Below are 24,833 nucleotides of genomic sequence, written 5' to 3'. Positions count from 1 at the left end.
TTCACCGGAAGTCCTCCTCGCGGTACTCCGCGTCCGAGCCCGCCGCCGTGGCCTCACGCAGCTCGATCCGCCGGATCTTGCCCGACACCGTCTTGGGCAGCTCCCCGAACTCCAGGCGCCGGATCCGCTTGTACGGCGCCAGTGTCTGCCGGGAGTGCTCGAAGAGCACCTTGGCCGTGTCGGGACCGGGCTCCCAGCCCTCCGCAAGGACGACGTACGCCTTCGGGACCGCGAGCCGCAGCTCGTCCGGCGCCGGCACGACGGCCGCCTCGGCCACCGCCTCGTGCTCCAGGAGCGCGCTCTCCAGCTCGAAGGGGCTGATCTTGTAGTCGGAGGCCTTGAAGACGTCGTCGCTGCGCCCGATGTAGGTCAGATACCCGTCCTCGTCCCGCGACGCCACGTCGCCGGTCCGGTAGTAACCGCCCGCCATCGCCTCCGCCGTACGGTCCGGGTCGCCGTGGTAGCCGGTCATCAGGCCGACCGGCCGGGCCGACAGGTCCAGTGCGATCTCACCCTCGGCCGCACCGGGCGCGCCGGACACCGGGTCGAGGAGTTCCACCTTGTAGCCGGGGCTCGGGCGGCCCATCGAGCCGGTCTTCAGCACCTGCCCGGGGCTGTTGGAGACCTGCACGGCCGTCTCGGTCTGGCCGAAGCCGTCCCGGATGGTGACGCCCCAGGCCCGCCGGACCTGCTCGATGACCTCGGGGTTCAGGGGCTCGCCCGCGGCCACCACCTCGCGCGGCTTCCGGCGCAGCTGGGTCAGGTCGGCCTGGATGAGCATGCGCCACACGGTCGGCGGGGCGCAGAAGGTCGTGACCCCGGCGCGGTCCATCTCCGACATCAGCCGGGCCGCGTCGAAGCGCGTGTAGTTGTGGATGAAGACGGTCGCCTCCGCGTTCCACGGCGCGAACAGGTTGGACCAGGCGTGCTTGGCCCAGCCGGGCGAGGAGATGTTGAGGTGCACGTCACCGGGCTGGAGACCGATCCAGTACATGGTCGCCAGGTGCCCGATCGGATACGACGTGTGGGTGTGCTCGACCAGCTTGGGGCGGGCCGTCGTCCCGGAGGTGAAGTACAGCATCAGCGGGTCGTCGGCCAGGGTCGGGCCGTCCGGCAGGAACTCCTCGGAGGCGGCGTAGGCGTCCTCGTACGGCTGCCAGCCCTCCGGTACGCCGCCGACCGCGATGCGCGTGTAGTCGCCGGGCACCTCGTCGAACTTGGCGGCGTCCTCGGCCCGCACCAGGACGTGCCGCACCCGGCCGCGCTCGACGCGGTCGCGCAGGTCGGCGGGGCCGAGCAGCGGGGTCGCCGGGATGACGACGGCACGCAGTTTCATGGCGGCCAGGGCCGTCTCCCACAGCTCGGCCTGGTTGCCCAGCATGACGAGGATCCGGTCCTCGGCCTCCACCCCGCGCTCGCGCAGCAGGTTGGCGACCCGGTCGGACCGTTCGGCCAGCTCGGCGAAGGACAGCCGGACCTCGCTGCCGTCCTCCTCGACGATGTGCAGGGCGATGCGGTCGTTGCCCCGTGCGATGACGTCGAACCAGTCGAGCGCCCAGTTGAAGTGTCGCGGGCGGGGCCAGGCGAAGCCCTCGTACGCCGTGGCGTAGTCCTCGCGGTGCTGCAGCAGGAAGTCCCGCGCCCCGCGGAAGTCCTCCGTGGCCGTCATCTTTGTGTCCTCCTCGTACCGGACCTTGCCGGGCGGCTCTCTGCCATCGTGTAATCCGTGATGCAGGTCTCACTACCCCCGAACGGGGGTGTGTGCCGCGATGGAGGGACGAACAGGTGACGGTGGACCCGGTCGGCGCGGTGGAGATCCGGCGTGCACTCGTGCGGCTGCGGCGCACCACGGGCCTTCCGGTCGCCTTCGGTGGTCTGGTGGAGTCGGGGCGCCCGCAGATACGGATCAGCGAGCTGAGCGGTACGGCCACCACCGCGCTCCTCGCCCTCGCGGTGACCTCGGGCAACGGCCTCGGCGGCAGGACCGTCGCACTGGCCCGCCCGTGCGCCGTGGCGGACTACTCCCTGTCCCGGCAGATCAGCCACGAGTACGACGCCGCCGTCGCCGCGGAGGGCCTGCGCTCGGTGCTGGCCGTGCCGGTGGTCGTACGGCGCCGGGTGCGCGGCGTGCTCTACGGCGCCCTGCGGGACGCCCGGCCGCTGGGTGACCGCACGCTGACCGCCGCGGTGGACGCGGCCCGGGACGTGGAGCAGGCGCTGGTCGTCGGCGACGAGGCACGGGACGTGCTGGTGGCGGCACGGGCCGAGCCCGGCCACGATGACGCCTCCGGGTGGGAGCAGGTCCGGGAGGCCCACCTGGCGCTGCGGGCGCTGGCCCCGCGGATCACCGATCCCGCGCTGCGGGCCGAACTGCTCCACGCCTGCGCGCTCCTGACCACCGATCCCGAGCCTTCCAGGTGGGTCTCGCTGGCCCCGCGTGAGCTGGACGTCCTGGCCTGCGTGGCGGCCGGGGCGACGAACGCGGTGGCGGCGGAGAGACTGGGCGTGAGTGCCGAGACGGTCAAGGCGTATCTGCGGTCGGCCATGCGCAAGCTCGGGGCCAGGACGCGTGGCGAGGCGGTGGTCGCCGCCCGCCGGTCGGGACTGCTCCCGTGACAACCCGGCCGCTCCCGTAACATTCGTAGACATCCCATTCATTCATGGGTGCTTTGAATTTCTCCATACGGAACCGGTTGTTATCTCACTCACCACATCTTCCCGCCGAATTTCGGAGCAGCTTGCCTAATATTGGCCAGGACACGACACAGGGAGGGAAGCGGTGACCGTGCCACGCGACTTCCAGGAGCCTGCGAGATGTCGCCCCGACCTGGTCATCGGCCGGGACGAGCTGTTCGTCCAGGCCCGTGAGCAGCTGGTCCGCGGCGGCAGCGTGCTGCTGCACGGCCCGGCCGGAATAGGCAAGTCGACCGTGCTACGCGCCCTGGCCACGGAATACGGCGAAGCGGCCCACACCGTGTTGCGCTGCTCGGCCACCGAGTCGGAATCCCACCTCCCCTTCCTGGCCCTGGCCGACCTCTTCGGCCTGGTCCTCGACGACGTGTCCGACAAGCTGCCCGCCGCCCAGCGCACCGCGCTCGAATCGGCACTGACCGGCCGCGGCGAGTCCACCCTCCAGCGCGACGGCCTCGCCCTGCGCCTGGCCGTGCTGTCGGCGCTGCGTGCGCTGGCCGCCGAGGGGCCGGTCCTGGTCGTCGCCGACGACATGCAGTGGCTGGATCCCGCCAGCCTGGAACTGCTCGGCTTCGCCGCCCGCAGGCTCGGCGACATCCCGGTGCGGATGCTGTGCGCGGTCCGGACCGACGGCCCCGAGTACGACCGCCATCTACGCGCGTTGCCCCAGGACAGTCTCGCCCTCCGCTTCAACCCGCTCACCCGCGCCCAGGTGGCCGCGCTGCTCGACCACCGCGGCTACACCGGACTGCAGCGCTCCACCGTCCGGGACATCCACCGCACCAGCGGCGGCAACCCGTTCTACGCCCTGGAACTCGGCCGCGCCCTCAGCGAGAACCCGACCCCGCCCCGCCCCGGCGAGCCGCTTCCCGTGCCCACCTCCCTCAGGGCCCTGGTGCTCAGCCGACTGCAGATGCTCTCCGAGGAGGCCCGGCGCACCCTCCTGGTGGCGAGCGCGGGCGCCCGTCCCACCCCGGCCCTGCTGCACGCGGCAGGGCGCGGGGACGCCGAGGCGGAGATGGCCCAGGCGGCCGCGCTGGGCCTGCTCGCGACGGAGACCGAGGGTCCCGCCGTACGCTTCGCGCATCCGCTGATCTCGGCCGCGCTGTACGCGGAGGCGCCGGCGCAGGAACGGCGGGACGCGCACCGGGCGCTGTCCACGGCCGCCTCCGACCCGATCGAACGGGCCCGCCACCTGGCCCTCGCGACCATCGGCACCGACCCCGAGGTGGCCGCCCGGCTCGCCGAGGCCGCGGCCCTGGCCCGGGACCGGGGCGCGCCCTCGATGGCCGCCTCCCTCGGGCTGCTGTCGGCCCGGCACACCCCGGCCGACAGCGTCCCCGCTCCCGACGTACGGCGGCTCACGGCGGCCGAGGACGCGATCACCGCCGGTGAGCTGGACCTCGCCCGGGACATCGCCCGGGACGTGCTCACCCGGGCCACCGTGCCCGCGGACCGGGTGCGGGCCTGGATCATCGTGATCGACACCGCGGGCCACGCCATGACGGAGGTCGACGCGGTCTTCCCGCAGGCGCTGGCCGACGCGGGCGACGACCCCGAGCTGCTCGCCCTGATCCGCTACCAGCTGGCCTGGCGGGCCCTGCTCGTCGAGGGCGACTTCGACGAGGCGCGCGGTGAGGCGGCGCACTCGGCGGCGCTGGCCGCGCGGGCCGGCGACCGCTACAACGAGCTGATGGCGCTGTCCTTCCAGGCCCAGCTGGAGACCCTCATGGGCCATCCGGACGCCCCCGCGACCATCAAGCGCGCCCTGAAGGAGCCCCAGGACCCGCGGGTGGCCTGCCATCACAACGGCGCCGGGTACTCCCGTTTCCGCTGGCTGATCATGAGCGACCAGCTGCCCGAGGCCCGCGCGACGGTCACCGCGCTGCTGCGCGAGGTGCGGCGGCGCGGCTCCGTCGAGAGCGAGGTGCACTTCCTGCGCGGGGTGGCCGAGACCGAGCTGCGCTCCGGGCACTGCGGCCGGGCGCTCGACCTGGCCCGGGAGAGCCTGCTGATGGCCCGGGACACCGGGATCGGCGAGGTGGCCTCGGCCGTGCTCGCCTCCCTCGCGGAGGCCTCGGGCGGCCAGGTCGAGCGGGCGCTGGAACTGGCCCGGGAGGCGGTCGACCACGCCGAGGAGAACGGCGACCAGATGTACGAGTCCCGGGGCCTGGCCGCCCTCGGGTACGCCCAGCTCGTCGCCGGGGACGCGCAGGGCGCGGTCCGTTCGCTGCGCCGGGTGCGCGAGCTGGAGCACGGCCTCGGCATCACCGACCCGGCGCGCGGCCGCTGGCAGGGCGACCTCGCCGAGGCCCTCGTACGGATCGGGGAGACCGGCGAGGCGCAGGACGTCATCGACGTGACGCGGGTGAACGCGCTCCGGCTGGGCCGGGAGAGCGTGCTCGCCGTCCTTGACCGGGCCGAGGCCCTGGTGCGGGCGGCACGGGGCGAAGTCGACGCCGCGCTGGTGCAGTTGACGTCGGTACAGGATCGTCTCGCCAAGCTGGGGTACGGCCTGGAGGAGGCCCGCGCCGCCTTCGCGCTGGCCCGGTTGCGCACCCGACGGCCCGGTCCGACGTCGTATGACGAGGCGGCCCGGCTGTTCCGGCGCTGCCGGGCGCTGCCGTGGCTGCGGCAGGTGGAGGCGGCCGCGCTGGCCCGGCCGGCGGAGCCGGAGCCCACGCACACCGTCGCGTCGGACGGACTGGACGGCCTCGAAGGGCTCGCCTCGATGGAACGTCAGGTGGCGGCGCTGGTGATGGAGGGCGCCACCAACCGGGAGATAGCCGCCCGGCTGTTCATCAGCGTGAAGACGGTCGAGGCGACGCTCACGCGGGTCTACCGCAAGCTCGGGATCCGCTCCCGGGTGGACATCGTCCGGCTGGCGGCGGGCCGCCGACCGTAGCCCAACGCCCGTTCACAGCAGGGCCCCTGAGGGCCGACCGAGGGTTTTCCCTGCCCAACTCCCCTAGGGGGTTCCCTCATTGGGAACGGGAACTCCCGCGTTCTAGCTTATGAACGTGCCGCTCGCCCGGGCATACGGGGGTCGGTCCCGCGACCCCCGTGTACTACCCCCCACACCCGCGCGACCCCCCACCGGCACTCCTTGAGGAGACTCACCGATGTTCGGTCCCACCCGTGCGAAGAAGGCCGGCGCCGTGGCCCTGGCGACCGCCGCTGCCGCCGCCACCGCGTTGCTCGGCGCCCCCACCGCCGTCGCCGCTCCCCAGCCCATCGTCGGCGGTACGACCACGACCACGACCTCGTACCCGTTCATGATGCAGATCACGGACGCCTCCCAGAACCAGTTCTGCGGCGGCACCCTGGTCTCCGCGACCAAGGTCGTCACCGCGGCCCACTGCATGGTCGGCGAGACCACCGGCAGCGTGCGAGTCGTCGGCGGCCGCACCTACCTCAACGGCACCAACGGCACGGTCAGCCGGGTCAGCAAGATCTGGATCAACCCGGACTACACGGACGCCTCCAACGGCGACGACGTGGCCGTGCTGACCCTGTCGACGTCGATGCCGTACACCAAGGCGTCCTACGTCTCCTCCTCCCAGACCAGCGTGTACGCGGCCGGCACCACGGCCCGCATCGTCGGCTGGGGCACCACCTCGGAGAACGGCAGCTCCTCCAACCAGCTGCGGACCGCGACCGTCCCGATCGTGTCCGACTCCAGCTGCAGGAGCTCCTACGGTTCGTCCTACGTGGCGAGCGACATGGTTTGCGCCGGATACACCTCCGGCGGCACAGACACCTGCCAGGGCGACAGCGGCGGTCCCCTGCTCATCGGGGGCGTCCTGGCAGGGATCACTTCTTGGGGAGAGGGCTGCGCGGAGGCCGGTTACCCGGGTGTCTACACCCGGCTGACCACCTTCTCGAGCCTTGTGACCGCGCAGGTCAACTCATAGGTCCCCAGAGGTTCTCCTGAGCATCCCTCAGGTGAGAGACCGGGGGCGTTGCGGGCCACCACGAGCGGCCCGCAGCGCCCCCTATCCATGTGATCGGTCCGTGCATGAGTGAGGCGACTCTTTCAGGACGGCTGTCCCCGTACGACCGTCCCGAACCGGATGTCGTACGGCGTTCCCGGGTGCAGCGTGGCGAGCATCCGCTCCCCCTCGGCGGTGACGTCCTCCCGCTGCGCCCTGGTGAGCTTGCCGAACGGCTCGACGACGAGCTCGCCCCCGGTGAGCCTCCAGACGCCCGCGAGGAAGCCGTCGACGAGGAGCGTGCGGTAGGCCTGGTTGCCCTGCCAGCTGCGGCCCCGGTACTCCTTCGGCACCACGCGGGTGCGGTCGGCGTGGGAAAGCAGGAGGTTGTCGAACTCCGGCAGGAAGCGGGGCGGGGCGGGGGTGTCGGCATCGGGGCGCGGGGCGTCGGGGAGGTCGAAGAGTTCGACTCCGCTCTCGTCGCGGAGGGCGAGCAGCCGCGGGCGCAGCCGCTCGAAGGTTTCGCGCAGGCGGGTCAGGCCGGCCCAGGACTGCATGTCCTTGACGGAGGCGGGGCCGAAGGCGGCGAGGTAGCGCAGGACGACGTCCTCCGGCGCGGGCGCGGGTCCGGCGGGGCGGCCCAGCCAGTGCTCGGCGGTGGTGAGCGCGACCTGGCCGCTCCTGCCCCACAGCCCGCGGGGTGTGACCTGGACGAGGGGCAGCTTGCAGCGGGCGGCTACGGCGAGCGCCTGCGGATCGGCGTCCGGCCACTGGGCGACCAGGGCCTCGCGCAGCTGCTTCATCGTGCGCGGCTCGCTCTCGACGAGCTCCCTGGCGAGGACGGCGAGGCGGTCGAGGTCGACGCCTTCAAGTCCCTTGCGGAAGTGGGTGAGTTCACGGTCCCGGGCGGGCTGCACGAACGGCCGCAGGGTGAGGCAGTCCTCGGCGGTGTGGGTGTGGATGGTCGAGCGCATGGTGACGATCCGGACGACCTCGCGGTCCGCCATCAGCTCCGACAGCGCCTCGGGGGCGAACCCGTCGAGGCGGGCGGCGAGGGCGTGGTACGGCGGCTTGACGTTCTGGGCCTGGAGGCCGAGGAGATGCCCGACGGCCGCCTTCGCGGACAGACCGGACCGGCGCAGGAGCAGCTGCCGGTCGAGGGTCGCGCGGTTGAGGGCGCGGGTGCCGAGCACGGGGGCCGACGCGGTCGTCTTCGTCATGGGGAACACGCTAGAGGTGCTTGCGGACAGCTTCTGTCCGCAACTGTCACCGTGTCCCCGCACGGTCCTCCCGAGGGATGTAATTTGCCCCGTATACCCTGCTCCGTGATCACGCCGACATCGGCTCGGCCCGAGAGCGAGAGGCAGCCACGATGTCCGAGCGACGCGCTCGCCCCGCCGCGAAGAGCTCCACCGCCGAGGGCTCCGCCGCCAAGGGCTCCAGGAAGTCCGCATGGCGCCGCGCCCTGTCCCCGCCGTCCGCGCCTCCGGGGACCCGGGCACCCGGGGGCGAACCCCCCGCGTCCGAGACGACGGAACCGCCGAGCATCGTCCAGGCGGCCCTCTACCGGGACGGCGTGCGCGTGTCCTCCCCCGTGACGCTCGCGGACACCTTCCGCGAACTGCGCGAACAGCCGTCCGGCATGGCCTGGATCGGCCTGGTCCGCCCTCCGGAGAACGAACTCCTCTCCCTGGCCGAGGAGTTCGACCTGCACCCCCTGTCCGTCGAGGACGCGATGGAGGCCCACCAGCGCCCCAAACTGGAGCGCTACGGCGACACGCTCTTCGTCGTCCTGCGGGCGGCCCGCTATCTGGACGCCCCCGAGGAGGTCGACTTCGGCGAACTGCACATGTTCGTGGGCCCCGACTTCGTGATCACGGTCCGGCACGGGGCGGCGCCCGACCTGTCCGCGGTGCGCCACCGCATGGAGAAGACACCGGAGCTGCTGAAGCTGGGCCCCGAGGCCGTGCTCTACGCCATCCTGGACGCGGTGGTCGACGGCTACGCCCCGGTCGTGGCAGGCGTCCAGAACGACATCGACGAGATCGAGACGGAGGTCTTCCGCGGCGACCCGGAGGTCTCCCGCCGCATCTACGAACTCTCCCGCGAAATGGTCGAGTTCCAGCGCGCCACCCGCCCCCTCGTCGGCATGCTGCACGCCCTGATGGCCGGCTTCACGAAGTACGGCACGGACGAGGAACTGCAACGCTACCTCCGGGACGTCGCCGACCACGTCACCCACACCAGCGAACGAGTCGACGGCTTCCGCCAGGCCCTCGCCGACATCCTCACGGTCAACGCGACCCTGGTCACCCAGCAACAGAACGCGGAGATGCGGGCGTTGGCGGAGGCGGGCTTCGAACAGAACGAGGAGATCAAGAAGATCTCGTCGTGGGCGGCGATCCTGTTCGCGCCGACGCTGGTCGGGACGATCTACGGCATGAACTTCGATCACATGCCGGAGCTGGGCTGGAGCTTCGGATACCCCTTCGCGATCGGGTTGATGGGGGTAGTTTGCGTAAGCCTGTACCTAATTTTCAAGCGGCGGGACTGGCTCTAAGGTCAGGCAATGACGCTGAGGGGCACGCTGACCGGCGCCGGCCTGTCTGTCGCTTTGCGCGAGGTGACGCGGTCACGCCGCCTGTTCCGAGCGCTTCCCGGGCAGTAGTTGGATAGCCACGGCCAGCACCACCGCGAGGGCGATCAGATACACCAGTCCGGCGTCCAGTCCGGCGGCAGTGCTCTTCGGCGTGCCGTCGGCCCGGCCGTAGTAGATGATTCCGATCAGCGCGACCCCCATCGCGTTGCCCACCTGCATCATGGTGGTAAGCACACCGGCCGCCGCACCGGCCAGCTGGGGCGCGATGCCCGCGAGCACGATGGCATTGAGCGGCGCCATCACCATGCCCAGGCCCGCGCCGTCCAGCAGCAGAGCGGGCATGAGCGACCAGATGCTCCCGCCGACGCCGGTGTGGGAGACGGTCAGCAACAGCCACAGCTGGCCCACTGCGAGCACGACCCCGCCGATCGCCAGCGCCTGCCTCCCCAGCCACGTGCCCAGCTTCCGGGCCGACAGCGACGTGACGAAGAAGCCGACACCCATCACGGCGAAGGTGAGCCCGGAATCCAGGGCGTTCAGCCCCCGGCCCTGCTGCAGGTACAGAGCGAGCACCAGGAAGAAGGACGCCACACCCGAGTAGAGGACGAGCACCGCGACCAGGCCGACGGTGAAGGCACGCTGGCGAAAGAGCACGAGGTCGATCAGGGGCGAGCCGCCGCGCGCCCTCAGCCTGTGCTGATACCACGCGAACACCCCGAGCAGCGGCAGGGCCAGTGCCAGGCAGACCCACGTCCATACGGGCCAGCCCTTCTCGCGGCCCTCGACCAGCGGCAGCACCACCGCGACCAGGCCGAGAGTGACCACCAGGGCGCCCGGGATGTCGAGCCGGCCGCTCTGCGGGGCGCGCGACTCGGGAACCACCCGCGACGTCAGCAGCAGAGCCGCGACGCCGATGGGCACGTTGATCAGGAAGCAGCTGCGCCAGCCGAGGCCGGCCACGTCGGCCTGGATCAGCGCCCCCCCGATCAGCTGACCGCCGACCGAGGCGGAGGCCAGCACCATGCCGTACGCCGTGAAGGCCCGGGCACGGGCGGGGCCGGCATAGGCCACCCCGAGGATGGTCAGCACCTGCGGGGAGAGCACTGCCGCACCCACGCCCTGGACCACACGGGCCAGCACCAGTACCGAGGCGGTCGGAGCGATCCCGCACACCAGGGACGCCACGGTGAACAGCAGCAGGCCGAGCACGTAGAGACGGCGCCGGCCGAACACGTCGCCGAGGCGTCCGGCCGTGATCAGCCCGCACGCGTAGGCCAGGCCGTATCCCGCCACGATCAGCTGCACCTGGTCGGTGCCCGCGTCGAGTTCGTGCTGCACCGCGGGAATGGCCACGTTCACGATGAAGAAGTCGAGGACGACCATGAAGGTACCGGCCAGAATCACCGGCAGGGCCAACGGGCTGGGAGCGTCGCCCCCCTGTTGTTCTCGTGCTTTCCGTGAGATGTCTACGTCGGCCACGGCGTCCTTCCCCGTTCGTGCGAATGTGTAGGGCTGCCCCCAATCTCCGTGGCCCGGGTCATGCTGTCGATTACCTCATGGGTAATTGTCCGGCTCACCGGACGCTGCGTAGCCTCACGACGGCGAGGAACCAGGTCGGTATCGGGGTGGTCGTGCTTCCAGGTCAGGTAGCCCGCCGCGCGCCGTCCCCCGGCGTCCATGCCCACCACATGCCGCAGATCCGGAAGTTCCTCGGCGATCCGCACCGCGGTGGCGTGGTACTCCTCCTCCACGAAGAGCAGCCGGGCCCCCGAGTCGCGCAGTGACCGTCACCCCACGGGCGCGCAGCTCGGCGGTGACCTCATCCAGGGAGGCGGAGCCCCCCGAGACGACGCACTGCCTCGGCGCGTTGTACGCGGCCACGGCGAGGTCGTCGTACTTCTCCACGAGCGGCCGCACCGTGTCCGCGTCGGCGCGCACCGCCACCATTCCGCCGGACGCGGCCACGGAGTCCATCAGCCGGGCCCGGGCGGCCACCGCCTTGACCGCGTCGGCAGGCGTGAACAGTCCCGCGACGGTGGCGGCCGTCAGCTCCCCGAGACTGTGGCCCAGGACCACGGAGGGCCGCACTCCCCAGGACAGCCAGAGCTGGGCCAGCGCGTACTCCAAGACGAACAGCGCGGGCTGCGCGTGGCGGGTGCGGTGCAGCTCCTGGGGATCACGCGACCTCGCCGGCGTGCGCGACGGACTGTTTGGCGAGGCCGAGCAGTTCTTCGCTGGTGATACCGCGGTCGCCGGCTGCGGTGTGCAGGGTGAGGCCCGTCGCGGGATCGGCCTGGGCCTTGAGGATCTCGCCGAGACGGTTTTCCCACTCGACCCAGCTGCCAGGGGCACCCTCCAGCAGGGACAGTTCGTTGAGCAGGACGGGCAGGGGGGCGATGCCGCGGTCAGGGCCGGTGCTGTGGCTCTCGGTGCGGGTGTTGGCGTAGCGCATCCGCAGGAACGGGACGCGCTCGCGGTCGAGCTTGGTCGGCTGGAGCGCCAGGCGGAACAGGTGGATGGCTTCTTCCTCCGTCTCCGTTCCGGAGAACTCGCAGCGGTAGCCGGGGAAGAGGGTCCAGGTGGTCTTGTGGAGGTCGGCGTCGTCCTGGGCATGGTTGTCGTGGACGCCGGGGCCGACGACCGCGACGGTGTCGAACTCCCAGCCGGGGCAGGTGAACCCGCCCAGGGCCACCAGTGGCCGGCCACTGTCGGTGATGTCCGTGCTGTGCTCGCGTGCGAAGGCCAGCACGGCCTGTGCCAGGGTCGCGTCGTAGCAGCCCATGACCCGCATCTCCAGCAGGTGCTCGTGGTCCGGGGTGAGGACGGCGTCGAAGTTGAAGATCATGCGGGACCAGTGCCAGGCGTCGGGCAGGCCCTCGATGGGGGCGGCTCCGGGCTGGGCGGCCACCTTCGACGTCAGGTCCATCGTCCGGCTGTCTTCCTGTCGCTCACTGTTGTGCTTCTGAGTGTGTCTGCTGCCGGAGCGGGTCAGGAGCAGGAGTAGTTGGGTCCGGTGTCCTGCCGGTACGTCACCTCAACCGCCCACCCAGACAGCACCACACCCATGCCCGCCACTCCCCCGGTCGTCAACTCACGATCAGCAACTGCCACTTGCTCGCCATGAGACACAACTAGACTCAATGTCTCGGATTCGATTGTGTCTGCTGGTGACGTTTCGCGTCCTCAGAAGGGGGTGGTCACCCATGACCGTGGAGTCGATACCGGTAGAGGCCGCGCCGGAAGCGCTGGCCTGGCAAGGCGACGAACTGGCCTCCGGATGCGGTCGGCGCTGGAGCCGTGACGGGGCGGAGCGGAAGGTGGCCCTCGAGTGGAGCTTTCCGTTCGACGCCGGGACCACCTCGGCGTCAGGGCCGTACTCCGCGGTGTTCCAGGAACGCGGCACCGAGGCACTGCTGCTCGCAGGAGAACAGGTCGTGCGGGAACTGGACCGCAGCGACTACCAGGCGGAGAACTACGACTACCCGCTCGCCCTCGGCGCACTGGGTGACGGGCGCGAGGTCGTGGTGCACTGCCCCGACGAGTACAACGTGCTCCAGATCGAGGACGCGGCGAGCGGCGAGCGGCTGACCGCCGGCGGGCGTGAGCCTAGGGACGTCTTCCACTCCCGGCTCAGCCTGAGTCCGGACGGCCGGTACCTGCTCTCGGTCGGATGGGTCTGGCATCCCTTCGGAACCGCCATGGTCCACGACACGGCGCTAGCGCTCACCGACCCCGGCACTATGGACGGCGAGGGTCTGCTGCCGGCCGCGGCGGTCATGAAGGGCGAGGTGACCGCGGGCTGCTGGCTCGACGTCGATCGGCTGGTGCTGGCGACGGGGGCCGAAGGGGGCAGCGGCGCAGAGGAGACCACGCTTCCGGCTCGCCACCTCGGTGTGTGGTCGGTGTCCGAGGGACGGTGGCTCCACCGCAACCCGATCGCCGATGCCGAGCCGGGTGTCCTGCTTCTGCCCCGTGGCGATCAGGTGATCTCTCTTCTCGGCCACCCGAGGCTGCTCGACACGGCCACCGGGCGTCTCGTCGCGGAATGGCCCGAGGTCGGCGTATCCGTCAAGACCACATGCTTCGGCGTCACCCACGTCCCCACTCCCGTGGCCGCCCTCCACCCCGACGGCACCCGGCTGGCCGTCGCGCAGACAGAGAGCATCGCCCTCATCACACTCCCGTGATCCGGCTCTGCCGTCGCGACGCTCCCCTGATCCAGCTCTGCCGTCGCGGCCACCGTGCCCGACGCCTACGCAGGTCACGAGATCCACTGCTGACCGGTAAACACCGGCTGACCGGGAGCTGAGCCCCTGCCGCCGGTCCGGCGGCGACCGCTCCACGGGCCCGGGAGACCGGGGTCACAGTCTTGTTGCGGGCAAGGTCACAGCCGTGCCCCCTGCTGCTCCTTTGGGGGTCTGGCCTAGCATCCGAGCATGACGGTCCTGCCTGACGACGGGCTCTCGCTGGCCGCCGAGTTCCCTGACGCGAACCTTGATCAGTGGCACAGCCTGGTGGCGGGTGTCCTGCGCAAGTCGGGCAAGGAAGTCTCCGGCGCGGCAGCGGAGGACGCCCTGTCCACCGCGCTCGAGGACGGGCTGCGCACCCGCCCCCTGTACACGGCGCACGACACCGCGCCCGACACCGGTTTCCCCGGCTTCGCGCCCTTCGTGCGCGGCGCCCGCCCCGAGGGGACCACCACCGGCGGCTGGGACGTACGGCAGCGGCACGCGGTCGCCGACAACAGCGCGGTGCTCACGGACCTGGAGAACGGCGTCACCTCGCTGTGGCTGGTCGCGGGCGAGGGCGGTGTCCCGGTCGCGTCGCTCGGCGCGGTCCTCGACGGCGTCCTCCTCGACCTCGCGCCGGTCGTCCTCGACGCCGGCGGCCAATTCCAGGCCGCCGCACAGGAGTTGCTGCGGCTCTACGACGCGCGCGGCATCGACCACAAGGCCGCGCGCGGCAACCTCGGCGTCGACCCGCTGGGCCACGAGGCCCGTACCGGCGAGGAGTTGGACTTCGCGCCGGTCGTCCCGCTGGCGCGGCGGTGCGCCGAGGAGTACCCGGGGCTGCGGGCGCTGACCGTGGACGCGCTGCCGTACCACGAGGCGGGCGGTTCGGCCGCGCAGGAGCTGGGCGCCTCGATCGCCACCGGTGTCGCCTATCTGCGGTCGCTGACCGCGGCCGGGCTGAGCGTCGAACAGGCCTGCGGACAGCTGGAGTTCCGGTACGCGGCGACGGCCGACCAGTTCCTCACGATCGCCAAGCTGCGGGCCGCGCGCCGCCTGTGGGCGCGGGTCGCCGAGGTGTGCGGGGCGCCCGGAGCCGGTGCGCAGGCGCAGCACGCCGTGGTGTCGCCGGTGATGATGACCCGCCGTGACCCGTGGGTGAACATGCTGCGCGCGACGATCGCCACCCTGGCCGCGGGGGTCGGCGGCGCGGAGGCCGTCACCGTGCTGCCCTTCGACCACGCGCTCGGCCTCCCGGACGGGTTCGCGCGCCGTGTCGCGCGCAACACCTCGACGATCCTGGTCGAGGAGTCGCACCTGTCCCGGGTGATCGACCCGGCGGGCGGCTCCTGGTACGTGGAGCGGCTGACCGACGAACTCGCCGAGGCCGCCTGGCGGTTCTTCCGGACGATCGAACGCGACGGCGGCCAGGCGGCCGTCCTGCGCTCCGGCCGGATCCGCACGGACCTCGCGACGACGTGGGCGCAGCGCTCCAAGAAGCTCGCCACCCGGCGCGAACCCATCACCGGCGTCAGCGAGTTCCCGCACCTCGGCGAGAAGCCCGTGCGGCGGGCCCCCGCGCCCGAGCCGCGGACCGGCGGGCTGCCCCGGGTGCGGCGCGACGAGGCGTACGAGGAACTGCGCGCCCGTTCCGACGCCCACCTCGCGGCGACCGGGTCCCGGCCCCGGGTCTTCCTGGCCGCGATCGGCCCCGCCGCCGCCCACACCGCGCGCCTGACCTTCGCCGCCAACCTCTTCCAGGCCGGCGGCGTCGAGCCCGTCACCCAGGGCACCTTCGAGGAGAGCGGCGCCACCGAGGCCTGCCTGTGCTCCAGCGACGCGCTCTACGAGGAGCAGGCCGAGGACCTCGCGGGGACCCTGAAGGCTCAAGGCGCCCGGCACGTGTTCCTCGCCGGGCGGCCCGGGCAGTACTCCGGCGTTGACTCCTACGTCTTCGCGGGCTGCGACGCCGTCGCCGTGCTCACCGCCACCCTCGACCGCATGGGAGTGTCCTGATGACCGCCCCCGCCGGCCCTTCCATCCCCGACTTCACCGGGATCGAGCTGGGGGCCCCGGCCCCGGCCCCGGGCGGCGGTGCCGACGAGTGGCGTACGGCCGTGAAGGGCGCCACGCAGGGCGCCGAGCCCCTCTGGGAGACGCCGGAGGGCATCGAGGTCAAGCCGCTCTACACCGGCGCCGACCTGGAGGGTCTGGACTTCCTGGAGACGTACCCGGGTGTGGCGCCGTACCTGCGCGGCCCGTACCCGACGATGTACGTCAACCAGCCCTGGACGATCCGCCAGTACGCGGGCTTCTCCACCGCCGAGGAGTCCAACGCCTTCTACCGCCGCAACCTCGCGGCCGGCCAGAAGGGCCTGTCGGTCGCCTTCGACCTGCCCACGCACCGGGGTTACGACAGCGACCACCCGCGCGTGACCGGTGACGTCGGCATGGCGGGCGTGGCCATCGACTCCATCTACGACATGCGGCAGCTCTTCGACGGCATCCCGCTGGACAAGATGTCCGTGTCGATGACGATGAACGGTGCCGTGCTGCCGGTGCTGGCGCTGTACATCGTGGCGGCGGAGGAACAGGGCGTACCGCCCGAGAAGCTGGCCGGGACCATCCAGAACGACATCCTCAAGGAGTTCATGGTCCGCAACACCTACATCTATCCGCCGAAGCCGTCGATGCGGATCATCTCCGACATCTTCGCCTTCACCTCGCAGCGGATGCCCCGCTACAACTCGATCTCCATCTCGGGCTACCACATCCAGGAGGCCGGTGCCACGGCGGATCTGGAGCTGGCGTACACCCTCGCGGACGGCGTGGAGTACCTCCGGGCGGGCCGCGAAGTCGGCCTGGACGTGGACGCGTTCGCGCCCCGGCTGTCCTTCTTCTGGGCGATCGGCATGAACTTCTTCATGGAGATCGCCAAGCTGCGCGCGGCCCGCCTGCTGTGGGCCAAGCTGGTCCGGCAGTTCGATCCGCAGAACCCCAAGTCCCTTTCGCTGCGCACCCATTCGCAGACCTCGGGCTGGTCGCTGACCGCGCAGGACGTCTTCAACAACGTCACACGTACGTGTGTCGAGGCGATGGCGGCGACGCAGGGCCACACGCAGTCGCTGCACACCAACGCCCTCGACGAGGCTCTGGCGCTGCCCACCGACTTCTCCGCACGCATCGCCCGCAACACCCAGCTCCTGATCCAGCAGGAGTCCGGCACGACCCGGGTCATCGACCCGTGGGGCGGCAGCGCGTACGTCGAGAGGCTGACGTACGACCTCGCCCGCAAGGCCTGGCAGCACATCCAGGAGGTGGAGGCTGCGGGCGGCATGGCCAAGGCGATCGACGCCGGTATCCCGAAGCTGCGCATCGAGGAGGCCGCGGCCCGCACCCAGGCCCGTATCGACTCCGGTCGCCAGCCCGTCATCGGCGTCAACAAGTACCGGGTCGAGACCGACGAGGCGATCGACGTCCTCAAGGTCGACAACTCCTCCGTGCGGACCCAGCAGATCGAGAAGCTGCGGCGGCTGCGCGCCGAGCGGGACGAGACCGCCTGCCGGGACGCCCTGGACGCGCTGACCCGGGCCGCCGACGGCGAGGGCAACCTGCTGGAGCTGGCCGTGCACGCGGCCCGCGCCAAGGCCACCGTCGGCGAGATCTCCGACGCCCTGGAGAAGGTGTACGGCCGGCACGCCAGCCAGATCCGTACGATCTCCGGCGTGTACCGCAACGAAGCAGGGGAGTCCCCGTCCGTGGACCGCACCCGTGCCCTGGTGGACGCCTTCGAGGAGGCCGAGGGCCGCCGGCCGCGCATCCTGGTCGCCAAGATGGGCCAGGACGGCCACGACCGCGGCCAGAAGGTGATCGCCACCGCCTTCGCCGACCTCGGCTTCGACGTCGACGTCGGCCCCCTGTTCCAGACCCCGGGCGAGGTGGCCCGCCAGGCCGTCGAGGCCGACGTGCACATCGTCGGCGTCTCGTCGCTGGCGGCCGGTCACCTCACCCTCGTACCGGCGCTGCGCGAGCAGCTCGCCGAGGAGGGCCGGGAGGACATCATGATCGTGGTGGGCGGGGTGATCCCGCCCCAGGACGTGCCGACCCTCCTGGAGATGGGCGCCGCGGCCGTCTTCCCGCCTGGGACGGTGATTCCGGACGCGGCCCACGACCTGGTGCAGCGTCTGTCGGCCGACCTCGGGCACGGGCAGTGATCGATCTCGACGCGTATGTGAAGGGTGTCCTCGACGGCAGGCGGGCGATCGTGGCCCGTGCCATCACGCTCGTGGAGTCCACCCACCCCCGGCATCGCTCCCTGGCCCAGGAGTTGCTCACCGAGCTGCTCCCGCACAGCGGCCGGGCGCGGCGGATCGGGGTCAGCGGGGTGCCGGGCGTGGGCAAGTCGACGTTCATCGACGCGTTCGGCACCATGCTCACCTCGCTGGGGCACCGGGTGGCCGTACTCGCCGTGGACCCGTCCTCCACCCGCACGGGCGGCTCGATCCTGGGCGACAAGACCCGGATGGAACGCCTGGCGGTCGACCCTGCCGCCTTCGTACGGCCCTCCCCCAGCGCGGGCACGCTCGGCGGGGTGGCGAAGGCGACCCGGGAGTCGATGGTCGTGATGGAGGCCGCCGGCTACGACGTGATCCTGGTGGAGACCGTCGGTGTCGGGCAGTCGGAGACCGCGGTCGCCGACATGGTCGACTCCTTCCTGCTGCTGAGCCTGGCCCGCACCGGCGACCAGCTCCAGGGCATCAAGAAGGGGGTCCTGGAGCTCGCCGACGTGATCGCGGTCAACAAGGCGGACGGCCCGCACGAGCGCGACGCCAAGGCGGCCGCACGTGAACTGGCGGGCGCCCTGCGGCTCATGCACGGCAAGGACGCCTTCTGGACTCCCCCGGTGCTCAGTTGCAGCGCCCGCGAGGCGACCGGCCTGGACGTGGTGTGGGAGCGGCTCGAACAGCACCGGACACTCCTCGACTCCGCCGGGCGGCTCACCGCCAAACGCCGGGACCAGCAGGTCGGTTGGGCCTGGACGATGGTCCGGGACGAACTGCTCGGCCGTCTGCACTCCCACCCGGCCGTACGGTCTCTCGCCCCGGACCTCGAACAGCAGGTGAGGGAGGGCCGGTTGACGGCGACGCTGGCCGCCGAGCGGATCCTTGAGGCGTTCGGCGGCACGACTGGGGACTGACGGCCCGGAGGGGGCCGCCCGTTCATCCTTTCGGTTGAACGGGGATTCCATCGTCGGCCGGCCTGTCGATCCGTACGGACGACGCGGTGGCGCACGAGCCCGCAGCACAATGGCTGTCGCCCATGGCGCCGGGCTCTGAACGTCACCCCCCTCAGAGAGGTCTCCGCAGCATGTCCAGCTTCCCCAGCAGGCGACGTGTCCTCACCACCGGGGCCGGTGCCGCCCTCGGTCTCGGAGCGGTCGGCGCCACCGCGGCCTCCGCCTCGGCCTCCCCCGGCACGGCCGCACGGCACGCGACCGGGCCCGAGGAGACCCGCACGCTCGACGAGCTCTACCAGGCCGCGCTCAAGGAGGGCGGGAAGCTCGTCATCTACGCCGGCGGCGACACACCGACCCAGCAGGACGGCACCAAGGCGGCCTTCAAGGCCCGCTTCCCCGACATCGACCTGACGCTGATCGTCGACTACAGCAAGTACCACGACGTCCGCGTCGACAACCAGTTCGCGACCAACACCCTCGTCCCCGACGTCGTACAGCTGCAGACCCTCCAGGACTTCGTCCGCTGGAACCGGCAGGGGCGGCTGCTGCCCTACCGGCCCGCCGGGTTCTCGAAGCTGCACAAGTCGTTCAGGGATCCGGCGGGCGCCTGGGTCGCCGTCTCGGTGATCGCGTTCAGCTTCCTCTACGGCACCGCGGCCGTGGGCTCGGACGCCCCGCGCAGCCCGCTCGACCTGGTCGACCCGAAGTGGAAGGGCCGCATCGCCTCGTCGTACCCGCACGACGACGACGCCGTCCTCTACCTCTACTCGCTGTACGTCCAGCGGTACGGCTGGGACTGGGTGGCCCGACTCGCCGCGCAGGACGTGCAGCTCGCGCGGGGCAGCAACTCGCCGGGCGTCGCCGTGTCCACCGGGCAGAAGGCGATCGGCATCGGTACCTCGGGCTCGGCCGTCCCCTCCTCGACGTCCGCGACGAAGTTCGTGATCACCGACGGACATCCCTTCATGGCCTGGGGCCAGCGCGCGGCCGTCCTCAAGCAGGCCGCCCACCCGACGGCCGCCAAGCTGTACCTCAACTGGCAGCTGTCCGCCGAGACGCAGCAGAAGGCCTTCAACGGCTGGTCGGTACGGACCGACATCGCGCCCCCGGCCGGCCTGAAGCCGGTGTGGGAGTACCCGAACGCGCACGTGGACGGCTTCCCGGAGTTCATGGCCGACCGCGCCGAGGTGGAGCGCCTGAAGCAGACCTTCGCCCTGTACTTCGGCGAGGTGAAGGGTGAGCCCACGCCCGGCGTCCTGGGGCTGCACCCCGGCGCCTGATCCCACGTCGGCTCTTCACCCCGTTCACACAGCCGGCGGATAGACTCGGACCCCCTGTCCCGATGGATCTTTCGTTCAGGGGGTTCGTCGTGTACGACCACCGCGCTCCGAGGCACTTCCCGCACCTCGTGTTCTTCCTCGTGGTCGGCGCCGCACTGGTCCGGCTCGTCGCCCTGGACATCGCGCTGTGCTGGGACATCGTGACCGTCAGCGCACTGCTCGCCACGACCTACGCGGCCGGGCTGGCGCTGTGGCACAGAATGGGGCCGCTCGCCCGGCACGCCTGGGCGGCGGCCCTGGTCGCGTTGTGGGCGGTGCTCGTCACCCTCACCCCGCCCCTCCTGACCAACGCCTACGTCTGGTGTGCCGTGCCCCTGGCCTGCGCGGCCCTGCGCGCGCTCGGACGCCGGGCGGCCGCGGCCCTGGTCGGTGTCATCACGCTCGTCCTGATCGGCCAGCTCACCCGGAGCGCGGGCGGCTTCGACCCGGAGGTGGTGCTGATCCCGGTGGCGGCCGTGTGGGGCACGGTGGCCCTGTACCGGGCGCAGCAGCGGGACGCCGCCGAACGGCAGCGCCTGGTGGACGAGTTGCGCGGCACGCGCGAGGTCCTGGCGCGGGAGCAGCGGCGGGCCGGGATGCTCGCGGAGCGCGAGCGCATCGCCCGGGATCTGCACGACACGCTCGCGCAGGAGCTGTCTGGCAGCCTGATGCTGCTGCAGGCCGCCGAGCGGGAGTGGGAGCACCGCCCGGACGCGGCCCGCACCAGGGTGCGCGCGGTCGCCGACGGTCTGGACGTGAGCCTCGCCGAGACCCGGCGGATGATCCGTGACCTCACCCCCTCCGTGGTCGTCGAGGAAGGCGTCGAGGGCTCGCTGCGGTTGTTGTGCCTGCGGGCCCAGCAGGACGGCACGGCGGCGCGCGTACGGTTCCGTTCGATGGGCGAGCACCGGCCCGAGCTGGACGAACAGGCCGCTACCACCCTGTTCCGGGTGGCGCAGGGCCTGCTGGCCAACGTACGGGAGCACGCGCGGGCGACCAGCCTGCTCGTGACCCTCCATCACACCGCGGACCGCGTCGACCTGGACGTCTGCGACGACGGTGTCGGCTTCGACCTCGCCCGCGTCGCCGGCCGGCCCCCGTCGGACCGCGGGTTCGGCCTGCCGGCCGCCCGGGCGAGGCTTCGGGAGTACGGCGGTGATCTCGCCGTCGACTGCGCACCGGGCCGGGGCACCCGGATCCGGGCCACCGTGCCCGCCCGGACGTCGTCCGCCACGCTCCTGGCCGAGAGCCCCGCGGCGGCCGTCCGGTGACCGGGTCCCCGCTGCGTCTGCTGATCGCCGACGACCACACCGTCGTACGGGCCGGGCTGCGTGCCCTGCTGGAGGGCGAGCCGGACATCGACGTGATCGCGGAGGCCTCGGCCCCCGAGGAGGCCGTGCGCCTCGCCGTGGAGCTGGCCCCCGACGTCGTCCTGATGGACCTGCGGTTCGAGGGCACGGCCCGCGTCAGCGCCGTCCCGGACGGTGTCGATGCGGTCCGCGCGCTCGCCGCCCGGGCTCCGGCCGTGCCCGTGGTGATGCTGACCAGCTACTCCGGACGCGCCGACGTGGTGCGCGCGCTGGAGGCGGGCGCGCGCGGTTACGTCCTGAAGGCCGGGCCGCCGGAGGAGCTCTTCAGGGCCGTGCGCAGCGCCGCGGTGGGCGGGATGGGGCTCGCCCCGGAGGTCGTCGGCGACCTGGTCGGCCAAGTGGTCAGCCCCGCGCCGGAGTTGACGCGGCGGGAGCGGGAGGTCGTGCAGCTGATGGCCGACGGCCACAGCAACCGTGCCATCGCCGACTCCCTGTACCTCAGCGAGGCGACGGTCAAGACGCACCTGGTGCGCGTCTACCGCAAGCTCGGCGTGGACAACAGGGCGGCGGCGGTGTCCGAGGCGGTGCGGCGGGGACTGCTGGAGCTCACGTAGACGCCGGCCTGTCAGTCCGGCCCCGCCTCCCGCACCTTGGCGACGGCCATCGCCATCTGCTGCTGCACCTGCTCGGGCACCGGGACTCCATGGGCGGCGCCCATCAGCTCCTCGGCGAGATCGCGCATCTTGGTGTTGGTGTTCTGGGAGGCGGCGACGAGCACCGTCCAGGCGTCCTCGGCGCTCAGCCCGAAGGAGGCCATGACGATCCCGCGAGCCACGTCGATGGCCGGCCGGGTCCGCATCGCCCGGCGCAGCTGGTCCACCTCCAGGCGCAGTTCCTGATCGACGTCCATGGGCCGGGGCCGCTCCGCCATGACGGGGACGGGTTCGGCGGCCGTGGCGTCCGAGCCGTCGGGGCTCCCGGCGGTCTCGGTGGTCTCGGGGTTCTCGGCGGTCTCGGGGTTCTCGGTCACGAACAGCTCACGGGCCCCGGTCAGGTCGAGCAGGCGTCCGACGGTCGGGCTGTACGCCCGGACGGTGACGGTCTTGCCCTGCTCCAGGGCCTCCCGGCGCAGGCCCAGCAGGACGTTGAGGCCGGCGCAGTCGCAGAACCGGACCTCGTCGAGATCCAGGTCCACCCCGGTGGCAGAGCGGTCGAGGACGCCGTAGAGCTCGGGCTGGAGTTCCTGGGCTCCGATGTCGAAGTCACCTCGACAGGTGACGACGATCCGTTCCCCGGCCACCGCGGCCTCGATCGTGGCCAGACACGACGGGCGCGCGTCCAGCGTGGTGAGGCGCTGCGCCGAGTGCGCAGGTTCCGGCATGGCCCTCTCCCTCATGTCTCGGCTGCCTCTGTCCCCCAGAGTCCCCTTCATCGACAACATACGTCAACCAATACACGAAACAAACTTCAGGTTTTTGAATGCGCGAATGCCTGGTCGCTAGACTGCTGCCATGGATGGAGTGCCCGAGTCTCACACCGGATGGACGTTCGTCACCAACCATGCGCGGGTGCTGGCCGCGATCGCCGACAACCCCAGCACCCGGATCCGCGACATCGCCGCGCACTGCCGGCTCACCGAACGCGCCGTACAGAAGATCATTTCCGATCTGGAGCAGGACGGATACCTCTCCCACGTGCGGGAGGGGCGGTCCAACATCTATCGCATCGACCCGGGCAAGGTCCTGCGTCATCCTGCGGAGGCCGGCCTCACGGTGGCGGCACTGCTCTCCCTGCTCGTCCAGGACGAGGCGGACCGCGGCCCCCTCGACGACAGCCGGCGGCACACCCCGGCCTGACCGCCACCGTCAGATCCCACCCGGTACGCGCCTGACGGCGGTGCGGCGGAACCCGTGGGCGCTCCCAGCTGTACCGCCCACTTCTCGCACTCCAGCCCGACTCCCCGCCACCCGAAGGCCTCCGGTCGCCCGATCGCCCGCTCAGGCCACTCAGGCCGCCGCGCCGAACCACCTCGGCAGCCGGTCCAGCAGGTCGCGCTGGTCCTCGCCGGCCCATGCCACATGGCCGTCCGGCCGCAGCAGTACCGCGGGGGCGTCCAATTTCCCGCCGGCGTCGACGACGTGGTCGACCCGGTCCGCCCAGCCCGCCGCCGACAGGCGCCCGGTGCGGTCGAGCAGCAGTCCGCGGCCGCCGCGCATCAGCTCGTACAGGCGGCCGCGCCGCAGCGTGCGGTCCCGCAGGCGTCGGCCGAGCAGCTCATGGCCCTCGCCGAAGTCGTAGCGGACACCGATCGCGGTGATCTTCTCGATCAGGTACCGGTTCACCTCGTCGAAGTCCATCAGCTCGGACAGCAACCGCCGCACCGCCTGCGGCCCGGGCTCGGTGGACAGCAGCTCCATCTGCGCGCGGGTGTTGTTCAGTACGTCGGCGGCCACCGGGTGCCGTTCGGCGTGGTAGCTGTCCAGCAGGTCCTCGGGTGCCCAGCCGGCGACCTCGGCGGCCAGCTTCCAGCCCAGGTTGAACGCGTCCTGGAGGCCGAGGTTGAGGCCCTGTCCGCCCACCGGCGGATGGACGTGCGCCGCGTCGCCGGCCAGCAGCACCCGGCCGACCCGGTAGCGCTCGGCCTGCCGGGTGGCGTCGCCGAAGCGGGAGAGCCAGCGCGGTGAGTGCACGCCGAAGTCGGTCCCGGCGACCGCCCGGAGCCGTCGCCTGAACTCCTCGAGAGTCGGCGCGGCCGAGCGGTCCCCGCTCACTCCCTCGGCGGGCACGACGACGCGGTACAGCCCGTTGCCGACAGGTCCGAGACCGAACCGCTTCTGGGTGCGGCGGATCTCGGTCACCACGGCGGTGACCGTCTCCGGGTCCACGCCCACCTCCATCGCGCCGAGCAGCGTCTCGGCCTTGGCGGGTGCGCCGGGGAAACCGACCCCGAGCAGCTTGCGCACGGTGCTGCGGCCGCCGTCGCAGCCGACGAGCCAGCGCGAGCGCAGCCGCGTGCCGTCCGCGAGCTCGGCGCTCACCCCGTGCTCGTCCTGGCTCAGCCCGACCACTTCGCAGCCGCGCCGGATCTCGGCGCCCAGCTCGACGGCGTGCTTGGCCAGCAGGCGGTCGGTGACGGTCTGCGGGATGCCGAGGACGTAGGCGTGCGCGGTGTCCAGCCCGTCCGGCCAGGGCTTGTCGATGGCGGCGAAGTAGCCACCGGCGGTGAACTGCTTTCCGTGTGCGAGGAACCGCTCCAGCAGCCCACGCTGGTCCAGCACCTCGATGCTGCGCACATGCAGGCCGAGCGAGCGGACGATCTCGGTCGGCTCCGGCTCCTTCTCCAGCACGACCACGCGCACACCGTGCAACCGCAGTTCGGCGGCCAGCATCAGACCGGTCGGGCCGCCCCCGGCGATGATCACGTCGAACACCGGATCCCCCATCCATGAGCGAAGGCCATGATTGTGCGGCACCACCGGGGCCTTGCCGCAAGACACCCCTTGAGCTATACGTTGAA

The 24,833-nt window shown here is 71.7% G+C and carries 19 protein-coding genes; 12 read left to right on the top strand and 7 right to left on the bottom strand.

All coding sequences use genetic code 11. The features are described 5' to 3' along the window. Nucleotide 1: 1 nt before the first annotated feature. A complete protein-coding gene (locus ACFVYN_RS30450; RefSeq protein WP_390004228.1) occupies nt 2-1,669 on the bottom strand; it encodes an AMP-binding protein in 1,668 nt (555 codons plus the stop codon). A 116-nt stretch (nt 1,670-1,785) separates the two neighbouring features. Between ACFVYN_RS30450 and ACFVYN_RS30445 the strand changes: the two genes are divergently transcribed. The 3 genes from ACFVYN_RS30445 (at nt 1,786) to ACFVYN_RS30435 (ending at nt 6,605) form a co-directional block, all read left to right on the top strand. Next, nucleotides 1,786-2,616 (top strand): response regulator transcription factor, encoded by an 831-nt coding sequence (locus ACFVYN_RS30445; protein WP_390004226.1) that lies wholly within the window; start codon nt 1,786-1,788, stop codon nt 2,614-2,616. 163 nt (nt 2,617-2,779) lie between these two features. Continuing rightward, entirely contained in the window at nt 2,780-5,596 is a 2,817-nt protein-coding gene (locus tag ACFVYN_RS30440) for an AAA family ATPase (RefSeq protein ID WP_390004223.1), read from the top strand. A 217-nt stretch (nt 5,597-5,813) separates the two neighbouring features. Then, nucleotides 5,814-6,605 carry a S1 family peptidase gene (locus ACFVYN_RS30435; protein ID WP_390004221.1) on the top strand — a complete coding sequence of 264 codons (792 nt, stop codon included), beginning with the start codon at nt 5,814-5,816 and terminating at the stop codon, nt 6,603-6,605. 122 nt (nt 6,606-6,727) lie between these two features. Here ACFVYN_RS30435 and ACFVYN_RS30430 read toward each other — a convergent pair whose 3' ends face one another. Next, the gene (locus tag ACFVYN_RS30430) at nt 6,728-7,843 is read right to left on the bottom strand and encodes a winged helix DNA-binding domain-containing protein (RefSeq protein ID WP_390004218.1); all 1,116 of its coding nucleotides are present in this window, start codon (nt 7,841-7,843) and stop codon (nt 6,728-6,730) included. Between the two features lie 152 nt (nt 7,844-7,995). Between ACFVYN_RS30430 and ACFVYN_RS30425 the strand changes: the two genes are divergently transcribed. Then, nucleotides 7,996-9,183: a magnesium and cobalt transport protein CorA gene (locus ACFVYN_RS30425; RefSeq protein ID WP_390004216.1), complete on the top strand. Its 1,188-nt coding sequence runs from the start codon at nt 7,996-7,998 to the stop codon at nt 9,181-9,183. A gap of 72 nt (nt 9,184-9,255) precedes the next feature. Here the strand turns inward: ACFVYN_RS30425 and ACFVYN_RS30420 are convergent, their stop codons facing one another. The 3 genes from ACFVYN_RS30420 to ACFVYN_RS30410 all read right to left on the bottom strand — a co-directional run bounded on the left by ACFVYN_RS30420 (nt 9,256) and on the right by ACFVYN_RS30410 (nt 12,148). Continuing rightward, complete coding sequence (locus ACFVYN_RS30420; RefSeq protein WP_390004213.1) at nt 9,256-10,701, bottom strand: MFS transporter; 1,446 nt, start codon at nt 10,699-10,701, stop codon at nt 9,256-9,258. 114 nt (nt 10,702-10,815) lie between these two features. Continuing rightward, the gene (locus ACFVYN_RS30415; RefSeq protein ID WP_390004261.1) at nt 10,816-11,388 is read right to left on the bottom strand and encodes an acyltransferase domain-containing protein; all 573 of its coding nucleotides are present in this window, start codon (nt 11,386-11,388) and stop codon (nt 10,816-10,818) included. 10 nt (nt 11,389-11,398) lie between these two features. Continuing rightward, nucleotides 11,399-12,148, bottom strand: a complete 750-nt coding sequence (locus tag ACFVYN_RS30410) for a hypothetical protein (RefSeq protein WP_390004210.1) — start codon at nt 12,146-12,148, stop codon at nt 11,399-11,401. A 277-nt stretch (nt 12,149-12,425) separates the two neighbouring features. Here ACFVYN_RS30410 and ACFVYN_RS30405 point away from each other — a divergent pair, with 277 nt between their 5' ends. The 7 genes from ACFVYN_RS30405 to ACFVYN_RS30375 all read left to right on the top strand — a co-directional run bounded on the left by ACFVYN_RS30405 (nt 12,426) and on the right by ACFVYN_RS30375 (nt 21,930). Next, the gene (locus ACFVYN_RS30405) at nt 12,426-13,409 is read left to right on the top strand and encodes a hypothetical protein (RefSeq protein ID WP_390004207.1); all 984 of its coding nucleotides are present in this window, start codon (nt 12,426-12,428) and stop codon (nt 13,407-13,409) included. 249 nt (nt 13,410-13,658) lie between these two features. Continuing rightward, on the top strand, nt 13,659-15,467 hold the full coding sequence (locus tag ACFVYN_RS30400; protein WP_390004205.1) for a methylmalonyl-CoA mutase family protein: 1,809 nt from the start codon (nt 13,659-13,661) through the stop codon (nt 15,465-15,467). After that, complete coding sequence (gene scpA, locus ACFVYN_RS30395) at nt 15,467-17,665, top strand: methylmalonyl-CoA mutase (RefSeq protein ID WP_390004203.1); 2,199 nt, start codon at nt 15,467-15,469, stop codon at nt 17,663-17,665. The genes ACFVYN_RS30400 and scpA overlap by 1 nt, the downstream gene beginning before the upstream one ends. Continuing rightward, nucleotides 17,662-18,648 (top strand): methylmalonyl Co-A mutase-associated GTPase MeaB, encoded by a 987-nt coding sequence (gene meaB, locus ACFVYN_RS30390; RefSeq protein ID WP_390004201.1) that lies wholly within the window; start codon nt 17,662-17,664, stop codon nt 18,646-18,648. Before scpA ends, meaB begins: the two co-directional genes overlap by 4 nt. 170 nt (nt 18,649-18,818) lie before the next feature. After that, nucleotides 18,819-19,967 carry an ABC transporter substrate-binding protein gene (locus tag ACFVYN_RS30385; protein WP_390004198.1) on the top strand — a complete coding sequence of 383 codons (1,149 nt, stop codon included), beginning with the start codon at nt 18,819-18,821 and terminating at the stop codon, nt 19,965-19,967. 62 nt (nt 19,968-20,029) lie between these two features. Continuing rightward, the gene (locus ACFVYN_RS30380; protein WP_390004195.1) at nt 20,030-21,277 is read left to right on the top strand and encodes a sensor histidine kinase; all 1,248 of its coding nucleotides are present in this window, start codon (nt 20,030-20,032) and stop codon (nt 21,275-21,277) included. Continuing rightward, nucleotides 21,274-21,930 (top strand): response regulator, encoded by a 657-nt coding sequence (locus ACFVYN_RS30375; RefSeq protein WP_390004191.1) that lies wholly within the window; start codon nt 21,274-21,276, stop codon nt 21,928-21,930. The genes ACFVYN_RS30380 and ACFVYN_RS30375 overlap by 4 nt, the downstream gene beginning before the upstream one ends. 11 nt (nt 21,931-21,941) lie before the next feature. Here the strand turns inward: ACFVYN_RS30375 and ACFVYN_RS30370 are convergent, their stop codons facing one another. Then, entirely contained in the window at nt 21,942-22,697 is a 756-nt protein-coding gene (locus tag ACFVYN_RS30370) for an ANTAR domain-containing protein (RefSeq protein ID WP_390004189.1), read from the bottom strand. Between the two features lie 130 nt (nt 22,698-22,827). Between ACFVYN_RS30370 and ACFVYN_RS30365 the strand changes: the two genes are divergently transcribed. Beyond that, complete coding sequence (locus ACFVYN_RS30365) at nt 22,828-23,172, top strand: helix-turn-helix transcriptional regulator (RefSeq protein ID WP_390004187.1); 345 nt, start codon at nt 22,828-22,830, stop codon at nt 23,170-23,172. Between the two features lie 150 nt (nt 23,173-23,322). Here the strand turns inward: ACFVYN_RS30365 and rox are convergent, their stop codons facing one another. Next, nucleotides 23,323-24,747, bottom strand: a complete 1,425-nt coding sequence (gene rox / locus ACFVYN_RS30360) for a rifampin monooxygenase (RefSeq protein ID WP_390004184.1) — start codon at nt 24,745-24,747, stop codon at nt 23,323-23,325. Between the last annotated feature and the right edge of the window lie 86 nt (nt 24,748-24,833).

This window comes from Streptomyces sp. NPDC058307, assembly GCF_042880295.1.
Classification (GTDB): Bacteria; Actinomycetota; Actinomycetes; order Streptomycetales; family Streptomycetaceae; genus Streptomyces.
The sequence above is the reverse complement of the archived record's forward strand: the minus strand, read 5'-3'. Positions and strand labels throughout refer to the sequence as shown.